Origin of the sequence: Allobosea sp. Leaf344, from assembly GCF_001426225.1 — a bacterium.
In the GTDB taxonomy this organism is placed as follows: Bacteria; Pseudomonadota; Alphaproteobacteria; order Rhizobiales; family Beijerinckiaceae; genus Allobosea.
This window is the reverse complement of sequence record NZ_LMRT01000014.1, coordinates 672,033-687,292: the sequence shown is the minus strand read 5'-3', so window position 1 is coordinate 687,292 and position 15,260 is coordinate 672,033. Positions and strand designations below refer to the sequence as shown.

Annotated in this window: 16 protein-coding genes and 1 tRNA gene; 11 read left to right on the top strand and 6 right to left on the bottom strand. The window is 69.0% G+C overall.

What is annotated here, in order from left to right:
• Positions 1–179: 179 nt before the first annotated feature.
• Positions 180–1,706: an NAD(P)H-hydrate dehydratase gene (locus ASG72_RS15150; RefSeq protein WP_348271590.1), complete on the top strand. Its 1,527-nt coding sequence runs from the start codon at positions 180–182 to the stop codon at positions 1,704–1,706.
• Positions 1,707–1,757: 51 nt separating this feature from the next.
• Here ASG72_RS15150 and ASG72_RS15145 read toward each other — a convergent pair whose 3' ends face one another.
• Entirely contained in the window at positions 1,758–2,399 is a 642-nt protein-coding gene (locus tag ASG72_RS15145) for a PRC-barrel domain-containing protein (protein WP_056713618.1), read from the bottom strand.
• 351 nt (positions 2,400–2,750) lie between these two features.
• On the opposite strand from ASG72_RS15145, the gene ASG72_RS15140 reads away from it, so the two are divergent.
• Positions 2,751–3,086, top strand: a complete 336-nt coding sequence (locus ASG72_RS15140; RefSeq protein ID WP_056713616.1) for a hypothetical protein — start codon at positions 2,751–2,753, stop codon at positions 3,084–3,086.
• A gap of 16 nt (positions 3,087–3,102) precedes the next feature.
• On the opposite strand, the gene ASG72_RS15135 is transcribed toward ASG72_RS15140, so the two are convergent.
• Complete coding sequence (locus ASG72_RS15135) at positions 3,103–4,158, bottom strand: sugar phosphate isomerase/epimerase (RefSeq protein ID WP_056713612.1); 1,056 nt, start codon at positions 4,156–4,158, stop codon at positions 3,103–3,105.
• Positions 4,159–4,403: 245 nt separating this feature from the next.
• On the opposite strand from ASG72_RS15135, the gene ASG72_RS15130 reads away from it, so the two are divergent.
• The 5 genes from ASG72_RS15130 to ASG72_RS15110 all read left to right on the top strand — a co-directional run bounded on the left by ASG72_RS15130 (position 4,404) and on the right by ASG72_RS15110 (position 10,314).
• Positions 4,404–5,579, top strand: a complete 1,176-nt coding sequence (locus ASG72_RS15130; protein ID WP_056714799.1) for an ROK family protein — start codon at positions 4,404–4,406, stop codon at positions 5,577–5,579.
• Positions 5,576–7,081: a sugar ABC transporter ATP-binding protein gene (locus ASG72_RS15125; protein WP_056713609.1), complete on the top strand. Its 1,506-nt coding sequence runs from the start codon at positions 5,576–5,578 to the stop codon at positions 7,079–7,081. Before ASG72_RS15130 ends, ASG72_RS15125 begins: the two co-directional genes overlap by 4 nt.
• Complete coding sequence (locus ASG72_RS15120) at positions 7,068–8,081, top strand: ABC transporter permease (protein ID WP_056713606.1); 1,014 nt, start codon at positions 7,068–7,070, stop codon at positions 8,079–8,081. The genes ASG72_RS15125 and ASG72_RS15120 overlap by 14 nt, the downstream gene beginning before the upstream one ends.
• Before the next feature lie 27 nt (positions 8,082–8,108).
• Positions 8,109–9,074: a substrate-binding domain-containing protein gene (locus ASG72_RS15115; RefSeq protein WP_056713604.1), complete on the top strand. Its 966-nt coding sequence runs from the start codon at positions 8,109–8,111 to the stop codon at positions 9,072–9,074.
• A 70-nt stretch (positions 9,075–9,144) separates the two neighbouring features.
• Positions 9,145–10,314, top strand: a complete 1,170-nt coding sequence (locus ASG72_RS15110) for a Gfo/Idh/MocA family oxidoreductase (protein ID WP_056713601.1) — start codon at positions 9,145–9,147, stop codon at positions 10,312–10,314.
• A gap of 45 nt (positions 10,315–10,359) precedes the next feature.
• Here ASG72_RS15110 and ASG72_RS15105 read toward each other — a convergent pair whose 3' ends face one another.
• The 3 genes from ASG72_RS15105 to ASG72_RS15095 form a co-directional block, all read right to left on the bottom strand.
• Positions 10,360–10,638: a hypothetical protein gene (locus ASG72_RS15105; RefSeq protein WP_156395985.1), complete on the bottom strand. Its 279-nt coding sequence runs from the start codon at positions 10,636–10,638 to the stop codon at positions 10,360–10,362.
• Positions 10,639–10,732: 94 nt separating this feature from the next.
• Entirely contained in the window at positions 10,733–11,158 is a 426-nt protein-coding gene (locus ASG72_RS15100) for a DUF1236 domain-containing protein (protein WP_056713595.1), read from the bottom strand.
• 182 nt (positions 11,159–11,340) lie between these two features.
• Positions 11,341–11,529 carry a DUF3606 domain-containing protein gene (locus tag ASG72_RS15095; protein WP_056713593.1) on the bottom strand — a complete coding sequence of 63 codons (189 nt, stop codon included), beginning with the start codon at positions 11,527–11,529 and terminating at the stop codon, positions 11,341–11,343.
• A gap of 206 nt (positions 11,530–11,735) precedes the next feature.
• Here ASG72_RS15095 and ASG72_RS15090 point away from each other — a divergent pair, with 206 nt between their 5' ends.
• Positions 11,736–12,161: a YidB family protein gene (locus ASG72_RS15090; protein WP_244488820.1), complete on the top strand. Its 426-nt coding sequence runs from the start codon at positions 11,736–11,738 to the stop codon at positions 12,159–12,161.
• Between the two features lie 220 nt (positions 12,162–12,381).
• Here the strand turns inward: ASG72_RS15090 and ASG72_RS15085 are convergent.
• Positions 12,382–12,456 (bottom strand) — tRNA-Lys (locus ASG72_RS15085).
• A gap of 79 nt (positions 12,457–12,535) precedes the next feature.
• Between ASG72_RS15085 and ASG72_RS15080 the strand changes: the two genes are divergently transcribed.
• From ASG72_RS15080 to pdhA, 3 genes are all read left to right on the top strand, one after another.
• Positions 12,536–13,636: a hypothetical protein gene (locus tag ASG72_RS15080; protein WP_056713587.1), complete on the top strand. Its 1,101-nt coding sequence runs from the start codon at positions 12,536–12,538 to the stop codon at positions 13,634–13,636.
• A 34-nt stretch (positions 13,637–13,670) separates the two neighbouring features.
• On the top strand, positions 13,671–13,982 hold the full coding sequence (locus ASG72_RS15075) for a septum formation initiator family protein (protein WP_056713585.1): 312 nt from the start codon (positions 13,671–13,673) through the stop codon (positions 13,980–13,982).
• Between the two features lie 267 nt (positions 13,983–14,249).
• Positions 14,250–15,230: a pyruvate dehydrogenase (acetyl-transferring) E1 component subunit alpha gene (pdhA, locus tag ASG72_RS15070; protein WP_244488819.1), complete on the top strand. Its 981-nt coding sequence runs from the start codon at positions 14,250–14,252 to the stop codon at positions 15,228–15,230.
• Positions 15,231–15,260: the final 30 nt, after the last annotated feature.

Below are 15,260 nucleotides of genomic sequence, written 5' to 3'. Positions count from 1 at the left end.
CCGCCCGATCATGCTCATAGCATCGGCGCCTGCACCAAGCCATGCGCAACACTGCGCAGAACAGCCTGATCGTGAGGCAGAAAACAGCACAAAAAATGAGCATCTGCCTATTGTGAAGGCCTCATGAGCTTCGCGTCGCGGCTCTTGCCCCGCTGCCTGCGCTGCCGGATGATGCGGGCGTGACCGCCGCACCCAGCCTCGACCATGCCCTGCTGACCGTCGCCGAGATGGCCGAGGCGGATCGGCTGACGATCGCGTCGGGCCTTGCCGGCGAGCGGCTGATGGAGCGCGCCGGCCGCGCCGTGGCCGATGCGGTCAGCCGGCGGGTCCGGGCGGGGCAGGCCGTGCTGGTGCTGTGCGGACCGGGCAATAATGGCGGGGACGGCTTCGTCGCCGCGCGGCTGCTGCGCGAGCGCGGCTATGGCGTCACCCTGGCGCTCGCGGGCGACAGGCAGCGACTGACGGGCGATGCGGCGAAGGCGGCCTCCGGCTGGCCCGGCGCCGTCGCTCCCCTCGCGGCGGTCCTGCCGCAGCAGCACGACATCATCGTCGACGCGCTGTTCGGCGCCGGGCTCAGCCGGCCTCTCGCCGGCGAGGCGGCCGCCGCCGTCGCGGCGGTGAATGAAAGCGGGCGCCCCGTCGTGGCCGTAGACGTGCCCAGCGGGCTCTCCGGCGATACCGGGCTCGCAGACGGTCCGGTGATCCGCGCGACCGAGACCGTCACCTTCTTTCGCCGTAAGCCTGGCCATCTGCTGCATCCAGGCCGCGCGCTCTGCGGCCTGGTCACGACGGCGGAGATCAGCATCGAGGCCGAGCGGGTTTTTGGGGTGGGCGCGATCGCGCCCCGGCAGTTCGAGAACGGGCCTTGTCTGTGGCGCGCCGATTGGCCCGAGCTCGCCAGTGAGACGCATAAATACCGGCGCGGGGCCGTGCTCGTCCTGGCCGGGGGGCTGGAGGGTGTCGGGGCGCCGCGCCTCTCGGCGCGGGCGGCTTTGCGCATCGGCGCCGGACTCGTCACCATCGCATGCCGTCCCGACGCCCTGGCCGCCCATGCCGCGCGTGGCCCGGATGCGCTGATGCAGCGCGCCGTCGCGGAACCGGGAGAGCTCGACGCGCTGCTGTCGGATCCGCGGCTCGGTGCCGTCGTGGCCGGGCCGGCTCTCGGTCTCGGCGAGGCGGCGAGCCTGCATCTGCGCGCTCTGCTGCGCCGGCCCGTCCCGCTGGTGCTGGACGCCGACGCGCTGACCCTGCTGGCGCGCCAGCCGGGACGACTCGGCGCCTTGGGGACAAGGCCCGGCGCGCCGCGGGTGCTGACACCGCATGAGGGCGAATTCGCGCGTCTCTTCGCCGGGAACGAGGCGGTGCGCGCGGCGCCGTCGAAGCTCGAGCGGGCGCGGCTCGCCGCCGCGACGACCGGGGCGGTGATCGTGCTGAAGGGCGCCGATACGGTGATCGCGGAGCCGGGAGGGCTCGCGGCGATCAATGGCAGCGGCTGTCCGGCACTGGCGACGGCCGGGTCGGGCGATGTGCTGGCCGGGGCGATCGCCGGATTGCTGGCGCAGGGCATGCCCGCCTTCGCCGCCTCCTGTGCCGCGGTCTGGCTGCATGGCCGGGCCGGCGAGGCGCTCGGGCGCGGGTTGATCGCGGATGATCTGCCGGAGGCGTTGGGGCGGCTGAACCGCGATTGGCGGCTCGAGCAGGCATGAAAAAGCCCGCCTTCCGAAGAAGGCGGGCCGTTCACTCCGATCGGAGATCAATCAGGAGTTGGAATAGGTCACGGCCGGAGCGGCCTTGAGCTGATCCTTGGTCATGTTGATCTTGCCGTGATCCGGATACATCTGGTTCATCCGGTCGGCGTTGTTGTTGGCGGCGGCATTGGTGTTGGCCGTGCCGGTGCCGGTGGCGGCGGTGCCGGTGGCGCGCGGAGCCGCCGTGCCGGTCGCAGCCGTGTTGGTGGTGGCGCTGGTGCCGGTCGCGGCGGTGCCCGACGCGGTCGAAGCCATCGGCTCCATGCTCCAGGTCACTTCCTCGAACTTCACGGCCACGTCCTTGGCGCCGATGCCGAGGAAGCCGCCGACACCGACCGTCACGGCGGTGATCTTGCCGTTCTTGTCGACGAGGACTTCGGTCACGTCACCGACCTTCTCATTGTCGGGGCCGTAGATGTCGACGCCCATCAGCTTCGAGGCGCGCCAATGGCCCTGCATCGACTGGTTCTGGGTGGCGAGCGTGTTCTGCGCGCCGGTCGAGCCGGCGGCCGTCGAAGGCGCCGCGGTGGAGGGAGCGGCCGTCGAGGGCGCGGCCGGAGCCGTCGAGCCCGGAGCGGTGGTCTGGGCCAAAGCGGTGGCGGCCAGCATGGCGCAGCCGACGGTCGTGAATGCGATGCGACGCTTCATCATGTTCGTGCTCTCCTCTAGGTGAACCGCTCAGCTGCGGCTTGCCGGAAGAACATGCGAGATCGGAATTTGTTTCACGGCGACGCGCGAAATCGGCGTGTTTCGCCGCGCATCGCCACGAGGCCCCGGCGCAGGAACGCAGCAAGGCGCACGCTACGGCAGCTCGCGGCAAGACTGGCCGCTCCCGAGGGTTCTCCTGCGTCTCCGCGGGGAGGGGACAGCGGGCTTGCCCGGGCCGGCCGCCTGCGAGAAGCTGCCGGCGGGGGCGATCGAGGGGAAGAGCCGGGCGATGGCGGAGGCGTTTTGCGATCATGCGGTCCGCGTCGCGGCCACGGCGATCGCAGGCCACACGGAATGAGCCGCGCGCCCTATCCGACCACGCCCGATGGCCGCTACTTCCTGGTGTCCGGCCGGCTCTGGCGATCGAGCGACCCGTCCATTCCCGAGGATCGCCGGCAGCGGCTCGTGACCGAATTGATGGATGCGCGCCGCGCCGTGAAGGAGGCCAAGCGCGGGCGAGGCGAGCTGGCTGCCGCGCGCGAGCGGGTGAATGCCGCGAAGATCGCCCTGGGCGAACGCGGCCCGGTCTGGTGGAGCGATGGCGCGCCCGATTTCAACCGGCACATGGCCAAGAATACGCCCTACGCCGCCTGGGCCGCCGCTCTGGAGTCCGGCGGCGGGGATGGCTGAGGGCGCCGCGCAGGCGCTAGGCGAGACCCAGCATCCGCCGGCCGAGCGTCGCGTCGCCGCCGCCCGCGAAATCGTCGAAGGCGGTATCGGTGACGCGGATGATCTGGTCGGCGATGAAGGGCGCGCCCTCGCGCGCCCCGTCCTCGGCATGTTTCAGCGCACATTCCCATTCGAGCACGGCCCAGCCATCGAAGCCGTATTGAGCCAGCTTCGAGAAGATCGCCTTGAAATCGACCTGCCCGTCGCCGAGCGAACGGAAACGGCCGGCCCGTTCGATCCAGGAGGCGAAGCCGGAATAGACGCCCTGCCGGCCATTGGGGCGAAACTCGGCATCCTTCACATGAAAGGCGCTGATGCGCTCGTGATAGATGTCGATGAAGGCGAGGTAGTCGAGCTGCTGCAGCAGGAAATGCGACGGGTCGTAATTGATCCGGCAGCGCCGATGCCCACCCAGCCGCTCCAGGAAGAGCTCGAAGGTCGCGCCGTCGAAGACGTCCTCGCCCGGATGGATCTCGAAGCCGATATCGACCCCGTTTTCCTCATAGATGTCGAGGATCGGCCGCCAGCGCCGCGCCAGCTCCTGGAAAGCCTCGTTCACCAGCCCGGCGGGCCGCTGCGGCCAGGGATAGACGAAGGGCCAGGCCAGCCCGCCGGTGAAGCTGACCGATCCGGTGAGGCCGAGCCTTCGCGAGGCCTTGGCCGCGAGCGCCAGCTGTTCGACGGCCCAGGCCTGCCTCTCTCGGGGGCGCCCATGCAGCGCCGATGGCGCGAAGGCGTCGAAGGCGGCGTCATAGGCCGGGTTCACCGCGACCAGCTGGCCCTGCAGATGGGTCGACAGCTCGGTGATCGCGACCTTGTTCGCCGCCGCGACGCCCAGCAGCTCGTCGCAATAATCCTGCGACTGCGCCGCTTTTGCCAGGTCGATGAAGCGGCTGTCCCAGCTCGGCAGCTGCACGCCGCGATAGCCGAGCCCGGCCGCCCAGGCGGTGATCGCGTCCCAGCTGTCGAAGGGCGCCGCATCTCCCGCGAACTGCGCCAGAAAGATCGCGGGTCCCTTCATCGTCGCCGGCATGGTCTCATCCCTTTCGTCGCGCCCGCAGCATGGCGCGGGAGAGGTGGCCCGGTCCAGAGGGCAGGGCGCGTCGGAAGGCCCGCGCTTCATCCGAAGTTTTGCCTGATATCGGCCGATGTTCGGCCTTGAGAGGGCCTCGGGTTCATGATCAGCTTTCGGCAACGGCCGCGACAAGGCCGACCGAGGAAGCGCAGGAGGCCGCGATCGCACTGCCCTGGCACGCCTTGAGCCCAGACGAGCTCGCGATGCTGGAAGCCGCCTTCTGGGCGGGCGGCATCGCGCGCCACGCTCTCGCCGACACATTGCAGTTCTCGCGCAGCAAGACCAATGCGCTCGCCGCCGGTCTGCTCGACCAGGGGCTCTTGAACGAGGCCGGGGTCCAGCACTCCACCGGCGGGCGGCGCCCGGAGACCTTGCGCGTGCATGGCCGCATCGGGGTGCTCGTCGGCGTCGATATCGGTGCGACCAGTCTGGATGTGGCTTTGCTGCGGCCCGATCTCAGCGTCATCGCCCGCCATGCGCAGGAGGCCGATGTCCAGGCCGGTCCGGGGCCGATCATGGCGAGGCTGCGCAGCCTGGTGCCGGCCATGCTGGCGCAGCACGGGATCGCGCGCGACCGGGTGCTGGCCGTCGGCATCGGCGTGCCCGGCCCGGTCAATTTCGCCATCGGCCAGCTCGTCAATCCGCCCTTGATGCCGGGCTGGGACAGCTACGCGATCCGCGAGGATCTCTGCGAGATGACCGATGCGCCGATCTTCGTCGACAACGACGTCAACCTGATGGCGCTCGGCGTGCTCTGGCGGCAGCGCCGGCAGATCGAGAATTTCCTGGTCATCAAGGTCGGCACCGGCATTGGCTGCGGCATCGTCTGCCATGGCGAGCTCTATCGCGGCGCCAGCGGCTCGGCCGGCGATGTCGGGCATATCTGCGTCGATCCGGAGGGGCCTCTGTGCCGCTGCGGCAATCGCGGCTGCGTCGAGGCGATGGCGGCCGCACCGGCCATCGTCGCGATGGGGCGCGAGGCCGCCGATAGCGGGCGCAGCGCGGCGCTGGCCGGGCGGCTCGCCGAGACCGGTCGGCTCGAGGCGAGCGATATCGGGGCCGCCTGCCGCGCCGGCGATCCCGAGGCCGACGCGATCGTCCGGCGTTCGGGCCAGCTGATCGGACAGGTGCTGGCGGCGCTGGTGAACTTCTACAACCCCTCGCACATCTTCATCGGCGGCGGAGTCTCGCAGATCGGCCCGATGTTCCTCGCGGCTATCCGCCAGAGCGTCAACCAGCGCTCGCTGGCCCTGTCGACGCGCCATCTCGAGATCACGGGCGCGCCGCTCGGGCCGGAGACGGGGCTGATCGGCGCCGGCGTGCTGGCGATGCGCGAGGCTATGCGCAGCCGCAGCGCGAGCAGCGGGGTGACGCGATGAGCGAGGCCGGGCTCTCCGTCGCCTTCGAAGGCGTGGTCAAGCGCTTCGGCCCGGTGCAGGTGCTGCATGGCGTGTCGTTCGCGCTGGAGCCGGGGCGGGTCTACGGGCTGCTCGGCGAGAACGGCGCCGGCAAATCGACGCTGATGAAGATCCTGGCCGGCTATGAGCAGCCGAGCGAGGGGCGGCTTCTGGTCCAGGGTCGCCCCGTCGCCTTCTCCGGTTCGCGCGAGGCGGAGGCGCTGGGCATCGTCCTGATCCATCAGGAGTTCAACCTGGCCGAGGATCTGACGATCGCCGGCAACATCTTCCTCGGCCATGAGCGCCGCAAAGGCTGGTTTCTGGACGAGGCCGCCATGCGCGCGGAGGCCGAGGCGGCGCTGTCGCAGGTCGGCCTGGCGCGGGCGGCGGATACGCCCGTGCGGCGGCTGATCGTCGCCGAGAAGCAGCTCGTCGAGATCGCCAAGGCGCTGTCGCGCAAGGCCCGCCTGCTGATCATGGACGAGCCGACGGCGACGCTGACGCCGTCCGAGGTGGAGCGCCTGTTCGCGCTGATCGAGCGGATGCGCGCCGACGGCGTCACCATCGTCTACATCTCGCACAAGCTCGACGAGGTCGAGCGCATCACCGACGAGGTGATCGTGATGCGGGACGGGCGGCTGGTCGACCGGGCCCCGACCGCATCGCTGACGCGCCACGACATGGCGACCAAGATGGTCGGCCGCGAGATCGCGGATCTGTTCCCCGAGAAGGTGCCGTTCGACGAGGCGGCGCAGCCGGTGCTGAAGGTCGAGGGCTTCACCGTTCCCGGTTGGGCGCAGGACGTCTCCTTCGCGGTGCGCCCGGGCGAGATCCTGGGCTTCGCCGGGCTCGTCGGCGCCGGCCGCACCGAATTATTCGAGGGCGTGCTCGGCCTGAGGCCGGGCAGCGGCCAAGTCGAGATCGCCGGCCAGGCGGTGGATTTGCGCACCCTGCGGGACGCTACCCGGCACGGGCTCAGCTATCTCAGCGAGGATCGCAAGGGCAAGGGCCTGCATGTGCAATTCCCGCTGGCGCCGAACCTGACGCTGATGGCGCTGGAGCTCTATGCCAGGCCCTGGCTCGACCAGGCCGCCGAGCGCCGGGCGATGGAGCGCGCCATGGATACGTTCGGCATCCGCGCCGGCTCCCCGGCGATGCGGGCCGCCTCGCTTTCCGGCGGCAACCAGCAGAAGCTCGCTCTGGCGAAAGTGCTGCATCCCGAGCCGCGGGTGGTCGTGCTCGACGAGCCGACGCGCGGCGTCGATGTCGGCGCCAAGCGCGAGATCTATTTCCTGATCCAGACGCTCGCCCGGCAGGGGCTGGCGGTCGTGGTGATCTCGTCGGAGCTGATCGAGCTGATCGGGCTCGCGCATCGCGTCGCGGTGATGCGCGGCGGGCGGCTCGTCGCCACCGTCGCCGGCGCCGAGATGACTGAAGTCGAGATCATCGCTCATGCCACGGGGAGCCGCCATGTCGCAGCCTGAGCCTGCAGGCGTCGCCGCCGACCAGCGTCGCCCGGCCACGACACCGTGGTCGGAGCGGCTCGCCACGATCGGCCCGGTGCTGGGCCTGGTGCTGCTCTGCCTGGTCGGAGCCGCGCTGAACGGCGATTTCGCCACGCTCGACAACGCGCTCAACGTGCTGACGCGGACCGCCTTCATCGGGATCATCGCCGTCGGCATGTGCTTCGTCATCATCCTCGGCGGGATCGACCTGTCGGTGGGCTCGATGGCGGCGCTGATCGCCGGTTGCGTGATCATGTTCATCAACTGGGCGGCCGGCCTCGGCGGCTCCCCGCTGCTCGCGGTGGCGGCCGGGGCCGCGCTGGCGGTGCTGCTCGGCGCGGCCTTCGGCCTCGCCCATGGCGTGCTGATCGCCAAAGGGCGGATCGAGCCCTTCATCGTGACGCTCGGCACGCTCGGCATCTACCGGGCCTATCTCACCTATTTCGCCGATGGCGGCGCGCTGACGCTGCAGAACGATCTCGCCGACCTCTATGCGCCGGTCTATTACGGCAGCGTCCTCGGCGTGCCGATCCCGGTCATCGCCTTCCTCGCGGTGGCGCTGATCGGCGCCACGATCCTCAACAAGACGGCCTATGGCCGGCATGTGCAGGCGATCGGCTCGAACGAGACCGTCGCGCGCTACGCCGCGGTGAATGTCGAGGGCGTCAAGATCGCGACCTATATGCTGCTCGGCATCTGCGTCGGCGTCGCCACGCTGTTCTACGTGCCGCGCCTGGCCTCGGCCTCACCGACCACCGGCCTGCTGTGGGAGCTCGAGGCGATCGCCGCGGTGATCGTCGGCGGCGCGGCGCTGAAGGGCGGGCAGGGCAGCATCATCGGCACGGTCGTCGGCGCGATCCTGCTCTCGGTCATCAGCAACATCCTCAATCTGACGAGCCTGATCAGCGTCTATCTCAACGCCGCGGTGCAGGGCTTCGTCATCATCATCGTCGCGTTTTTGCAGAAAGGCCGCCGCTAGAGGACGGCCGATACAGGGAGAGAACCGATGCAGACGAAGACCAGACGCAGCCTTCTGCTCGCCGCCGCGGCCGTGAGCCTCGCCTTCACCGCCACGGGGGCGGCCGCCGAACCCGTCAATCTCGGCGTCTCGATCCCGGCCGCCACGCACAGCTTCATGGGCGGCATCAACTACTGGGCCAACCAGGCGAAGAAGGATCTCGAGGCCAAGCACAAGGACCTCAAGATCACCATCCGCACCGCCGCCAACGCCACCGAGCAGGCCAACCAGCTGCAGGATCTCAGCACGGTCAACAGGATCAACGCGCTCGTCGTCTTCCCCTTCGAATCCGCGGCGCTGACGCGGCCGGTGGCCAATGTGAAGGCCAAGGGCGCCTATGTCACCGTGGTCGATCGCGGCCTCACCGACACGGCCGCGCAGGATGCCTATGTCGCCGGCGACAACACCGCCTTCGGCAGGATCCCGGCGGAGTACATCGTCAAGACGCTGGGCGGGAAGGGCAATGTCGTGGCGCTGCGCGGCATTCCGACCACGCTCGACACCGAGCGCATGGACGCCTTCAACGCGGTGCTCAAGGCCCATCCGGACGTGAAGCTGCTCGACGCGAAATTCGCCAATTGGAACCGGGACGACGCCTATAAGGTGACGCAGGATTTCCTGACCCGCTTCAAGGAGATCGACGCGTTCTGGGCGGCCGATGACGACATGGCCTTCGGCGCGATGCGGGCGATCGAGCAGGCCGGCCGCAAGGACATCAAGATCATCTTCGGCGGCGCCGGGGCCAAGGACATGGTCAAGCTGATCATCGACGGCAAGGATCCGCGGATCCAGGCCAATGTCAGCTATTCCCCCAAGTTCATCTACGACGCGATCACCCTGACCGCGGAAGCCCGGCTGAAGGGCGAGAAGCTGCCGGCCACGACGATCATCCCCTCGGTGCTGATCGACAAGTCCAACGCCAAGGACTTCCACTTCCCCGACTCGCCGTTCTGACGGCGGATCGACCGGCTGCCGCCCTCGCGCCCGAGGGTGGCAGCCCCCAAGCCAGGCTGGAGACGTCCGGATGATCGAGCAGACCCCGCGGCGGCTGCGCTACGCCATGGTCGGCGGCGGGCAGGGCGCCTTCATCGGCGCGGTGCATCGCCATGCCATCGCGCTGGACGGCCTCGCCGTGCTCGCGGCCGGCGCCTTCTCCTCGACACCCGAGCGGGCGCTGGACTCGGGCCGTGCGCTCGGCATTCCCGACCGGCACAATCATCCGAGCTGGCAGCGGCTCCTGGAGGCCGAGCTGAAGCGCGCGCCCGCCGAGCGCGTCGACGCCGTGGTCATCGTCACGCCGACGGACAGCCATTTCCCGATCGCCCAGGCCTTCACCGAGGCCGGGTTCAACGTCGTCTGCGACAAGCCACTGGTGCATAATGGCGAACAGGCGGAGGCGCTCGTCGCGGCCGTCGCCGCCCGGGGCACGGTCTTCGGCGTGACCTACAACTACACCGGCTACCCCCTGGTCCGGCAGGCGCGGGAGATGGTCCGGTCGGGCGCGCTGGGCGCGATCCGCAAGGTGGTGGTCGAGTATAATCAGGGCTGGCTGGCGACGGCGCTGGAGAGCACCGGCAACAAGCAGGCGGGATGGCGCACCGATCCGGCGCGCAGCGGGATCGCCGGGGCGCTCGGCGATATCGGCTCCCATGCGGAGAATCTGGTGGCGACGGTGACCGGCCTCGAGATCGAGGAACTGGTCGCCGATCTCGGCGCCCTGGTTCCCGGACGCATGCTCGACGACGACGCCAGCCTGCTGCTGCGCTTCAAGGGCGGCGCGCGCGGCGTGCTCGTGGCTTCGCAGATCAATGCGGGGATGGAGAACGACTTGCGGCTGCGCATCGCGGGCGAGGCTGGCACCCTGGAGTGGCGGCAGGAGGAGCCCAACCGGCTCGGGCATTTCCGCAGCGATGGCCCAGCGCAGATCTGGACCCGGGGCTCGCCCTGGCTGGGCGAAGCGGCGCGGCGCGCTACGCGGCTGCCGAGCGGTCATCCCGAGGGGTTCATCGAGGCCTTCGCCAACCTCTATCGCGGCATCTTTGCCGATATCGGCGCGCGGCAGGCGGGGCTTATCGCCGATCCGCTCGATGCCGACTACCCTCGCGTCGAAGACGGCGCGCGGGGGGTGCATTTTCTGGAATGTGCGGTGGCGTCGGCCGCATCGCGCGGCTGGCGCAGCCTCAGATCTGAGTGATCGGCGGGCGGAGGATGCGGTGGGGCGAACCCCACCGCAGGAGCGTCAGCCGCAAACGCGGCTGCGGGTGATCACGCGTTCGCCGAAGCGGTTGATCCGGCGCTTCTCGATGATACGGCAGTCGCGGGGCCGTTCGCGCACGACGCGGCGCTCGACGCGCCGAACCTCGTAGCCAGGCCGATCCCGATAGCGCGGGCCGTCAAAGCCGGGGCGGTCGATGCGGGTCTCGACCGTGACCTGCGACTGGGCAGGGGCGGCGATGAGAGCGGTGGCTGCGATGCCGGCAGCCATCAGAAACGTCCTGATCATTACTTCATCCTTCATGCTGTGGAATTCGCTCGGCGAGCGACAATCTTGCGCTCGGCGAGCGAAGATGCGGGAGGGGAAGCTCACCCCCTGGAGGGTGAGCTTCGCGGGATCACTCGATGATCTGGACGATCTTGCGGGTCTTCGGCTCGACCAGCACGGTCTTGTTGTTCACGACCGTGTAGCGATATTCGGTTTTGCCGTATTTCGCCGGGACCTCGCGATAGGTGATCGTCTCCGGCAGGGTCGCGCCGACCACGACCTGCTCGCGATAGGTGGCGGAGGGAACCTTCTGCTCGGTCACATAGGTGCGGAATTCCTGGCGCTGATCGGCGGCGATGCCGCCCACGACGGCTCCGGCCACGGCACCGCCGGCTGCGCCGACCGCGGCTCCCGCGGGCCCGCCGACGATGGCTCCACCGACAGCACCCGTGGCTGCGCCGCTGGCCGCGCCGCCGGCCGCACCCGAACTGGACTGGGCGAAAGCGGCTGCCGGAGCGAGGGTCAGCGCGGTGGCGAGAACGAGATTCTTGATCATGACCTTCTCTTCCCTGAACTGAAGTGGATCCCCCCAGACCCACTCACAACGGCGTGACCGCCGCGCCAGTTCCATGAATAAGCGTTCATAATCAAAGGCTAACCGAAGAAGCCACCGGCGCACGGGCCGGCAGCGGGCGTCCGCGGCCGATCCCGCCCGCCGAGAGAATGCGACACTCGCGTTCAGCCGAGGGTCTGCTTACGCAAGGCGTCCTCGACTGCCTTCGCCGAGGGGCCGACCTGGCGCACCACCTCTTCCAGCTGCGATTTCGAGACGCCGAGCCTGTCGGTCCAATAGCGCACCTCGTAATCCTCGCCGAGATTGATGCGCGAGCGGTCCTGCGGTCCGCGATTCGTCTTGTCGTCTGCCATGGTCGATCTCCTCTTGCCGCCTAAGGAATCTCCGGGAACGCCGCTTGGTTCCGCGCCGCCGGCCCCGGAACCGGGAACCGATCGACAGGTTGTCCCCCACGATCGGCGCGGGCGCTTCACTGAAGCCCGGTGGGCTCTCGGTGAGCCGGCCGCCACAGCGCGCATTATGGGAGATGACAATGGCGAATTCGAACGGGCTGCCGTCCATGACGGCTCTTCTCGGGCTCCTGGCCGTGGCCGGCTATCAGAACCGCGACAAGCTCGCGGAGTGGTTCGGCGGCATGCAGCAGGGCCGGCAGCCGCAGGGCGCCCCGGCCGGGCTCGATGGCGTGCTGGGCGGCGCGGGTGCGCCTGCGGCTGGCGGGATCGGCGGCATGCTGGGCAGCGGGATCCAGGAGCTGATCGAACGGTTCAAACAGGCCAATCGCGGTGACGCCGCCGATTCCTGGGTGCGTTCGGGGCCGAACCAGCCGATCGACGATCGCGACCTGGAACAGGCCATCGGTCCGGATGTGATGGAGAAGCTGGTGGCCCAGACCGGGCTCAGCCGCGAGGAGCTGACCAGGCGCCTGGCGACGCGCCTGCCGGACGCCGTCGACCGCTACACGCCCGATGGCCGCATGCCGGGCTGAGAGAGGTCAGGCTAACGGTCTCGATCTTCGGTCGAGCGACATCAGAGGGCCCCGTCCTGCGACGGGGCCTTTTTTGCGATGGGGTGGCCGGGATGCGGGACGGATCCGCGGATGCTTCTGCCTGAGGAGAGGATCCGATTCGAACGGCGCGGCCCGCCTCTCTGGCGCAGCTCTCTCCAGCTCGCGCAAAACCCTCGATGGCCTGCTGATCGGCGGGAGATGGTGAGCGGGGAGGGGATCGAACCCTCGACCACATGATTAAAAGTCACGTGCTCTACCACTGAGCTACCCGCCCTCACCGGTGCGCTCACATAGGCAGGTGCCGCGGGCGGGTCAACATTGTTCGTCTTAAGAGGCTGTGGCAGAAGCGCGCCATGACCCTGTCCGATCCTCCAGCCGCTTTCGCGGCGGCCGCCGGCTGGCGACGCTGGACGATGGCGTTCCTGGCCACCGGCGCCGCGCTGGTCTTGCTGCTGCTCGGCTATGTCGCGATCCTCGACCCGTTCGGCATCCGCATCGGCCCGGGCCAGCGGGCGCGGCCGATCATGGATATCAACCAGCGCTTCATGTATCCGCAGCTGGTCCGCTCCGGCGCCTTCGATGCCGCCGTCTTCGGCACCTCGACCCTGCGCCTGCTCGATCCCCAGGCGCTGTCGGGCGGCATCGGCGGGCGCTTCGCCAATCTCGCCATGAACGCCGCGACGCCCTGGGAACAGATCGAGATGGTGAAGCTGTTCCAGCGCCAGGTCCCGACGCCGCGCTTCTTCATCTGGGGCATCGATACCTTCTGGTGCGATGCGGATGCGACCGATCCCGCCCGCCGCCTGACGCCGCGCGCCTTCCCGCCCTGGCTCTATGACGAGGCTTCGCTGACCGATATCCCGCGCCAGCTGAACCTGACGACGATCGAGATCGCGACGAGGCTGCTGGCCCACCGGCTGGGCCTGATGCCGGAGCGGATCCGCGGCGACGGCTACGAGGTCTTCACCCCGCCCGAGCCGTTCTACGACATCGCCCGGGCCCGGGCACATATCTACGCCTCCCATGGCGGCGTACCGGCCGACACCACCCCCTTGCCCGAGCCCGAGACGGTGCCCGCCGCGCTGCGGGCCAGCTGGCGCTTCCCGGCCCTGGCCTGGCTGGAGCGGGCGCTGGACGGGTTTTCGCAGGGCACGCGGGGCATTCTCGTGATGCCGCCGATCCATGCCGGCCAATATCCGCGCCAGGGCACGGCGGGCTGGCAGCGCCTGGCGGCCTGCAAGGCGGAGATCGCCGGCCTGGCGAGCCGGCGCGGCCTCGTCCTCGCCGATTACGCCTTCGCCTCGCCGCTGACCCGCCCCGACGAGAAATTCTGGGACGCGGTGCATTACCGCCTGCCGACGGCGCGGCGGATCGAGGCGGATCTGGCCGCCATCGCGGCCGACCGGCAGGCAAGCGACGCCGCGACGATGGTGGTCAGCGGCCGGCTGCGTTAACGAGCCGGAAACCACCTTCGCCTAGCGTCGCGGAATGGTCATTCGCCGCGGCGTCCGCTCCCTGCTCGTCACCCTCGCGCTCTATCTCGTCTCGGGGGCGGCGGTGAGCTATTTCATGTTCCATGCCCAGCATGGCGCCCGCGGCATCGCCGCCCGCGACACGCTGAAGGAAGATATCCGGACGCTGCATGGCGAGCTCGCGGCGCTGACCGCCGAGCGTTCGCTGTGGGAGCAGCGCCTGGCGCTGGTCCGCGACGATGCGGTGGATCGTGACCTGCTGGAAGAGAACGCCCGCAGCAGCCTCGGCCGCCTGCACAAGAACGACGTCGTGATCATGGGGCGCTGAGCGCCCCGCAATAGTCACGGACGGTCCGATTAACTGAAATCGAGTTAATCACTAAATCGGCTGTACTTTCAGCCGGTTAACTAATGCTGCACTGCGAGATGGCTCCCTCGCCAAGCGTTTTGCGATCCTCTACAACCAAAGGCGAAGTTCTCTGGAGGACCGCCGATGGCCATTGCCGCGCGCAAGACGAAAAGCCCAGCCCCCGCCAAATCCGCGGTCAAATCAGGCTCCGCCAGGGCGGATAAGAGCGCGCCGGGCTTGAGCAACATGCCGGGCTTCAGCAAGGACGAGGAGCTGCACGCCTATCGCGAGATGCTGCTGATCCGCCGCTTCGAGGAGAAGGCCGGGCAGATGTACGGCATGGGGCTGATCGGCGGCTTCTGCCACCTCTATATCGGGCAGGAAGCCGTGGTGATCGGCATGCAGATGGCCTCGAAGGAGGGCGACCAGGTCATCACCGGCTATCGCGACCACGGCCATATGCTGGCCTGCGGCATGGAATCGCGCGGCGTGATGGCCGAGCTCACCGGGCGGCGCGGCGGCTATTCCCGCGGCAAGGGCGGCTCGATGCACATGTTCTCCCGCGAGAAGAATTTTTACGGCGGCCACGGCATCGTCGGCGCGCAGGTCTCGCTCGGCGCGGGGCTCGGCTTCGCCAACTGGTATCGCGAGGATGGGCGGGTGTCGCTCGCCTATTTCGGCGACGGGGCGGCCAATCAGGGCCAGGTCTATGAGAGCTTCAACATGGCCCAGCTCTGGAAGCTGCCGGTCGTCTTCGTGATCGAGAACAACCGCTACGCGATGGGCACCTCGGTCAACCGCGCCTCGGCCCAGACCGATTTCTCCAAGCGCGGCCTGTCTTTCGGCATTCCGGGCGAGCAGGTCGACGGCATGGATGTGCGGGCGGTGCGCGCCGCGGGGGCCCGCGCCATCGAGCATGCCCGCTCCGGCAAGGGGCCCTACATCCTGGAAATGCAGACCTATCGCTATCGCGGCCATTCCATGTCCGACCCCGCGAAATACCGCTCGAAGGACGAGGTCCAGCGCATGCGCGAGGAGCATGATCCGATCGAGCAGGTGAGGGGCCGCCTGACGCGCGACTTCAAGGTCGGCGAGGACGAGCTCAAGGCGATCGACGCCAAGGTGCGCGAGATCGTCAACGACGCCGCGGAATTCGCGACGCATGACCCGGAGCCCGATGTCTCGGAGCTCTTCACCGACATCCTGCTGGAGCCGGCGCAGGGCTGATCCGCCCTGACGCCCCATCCACACCGTCCA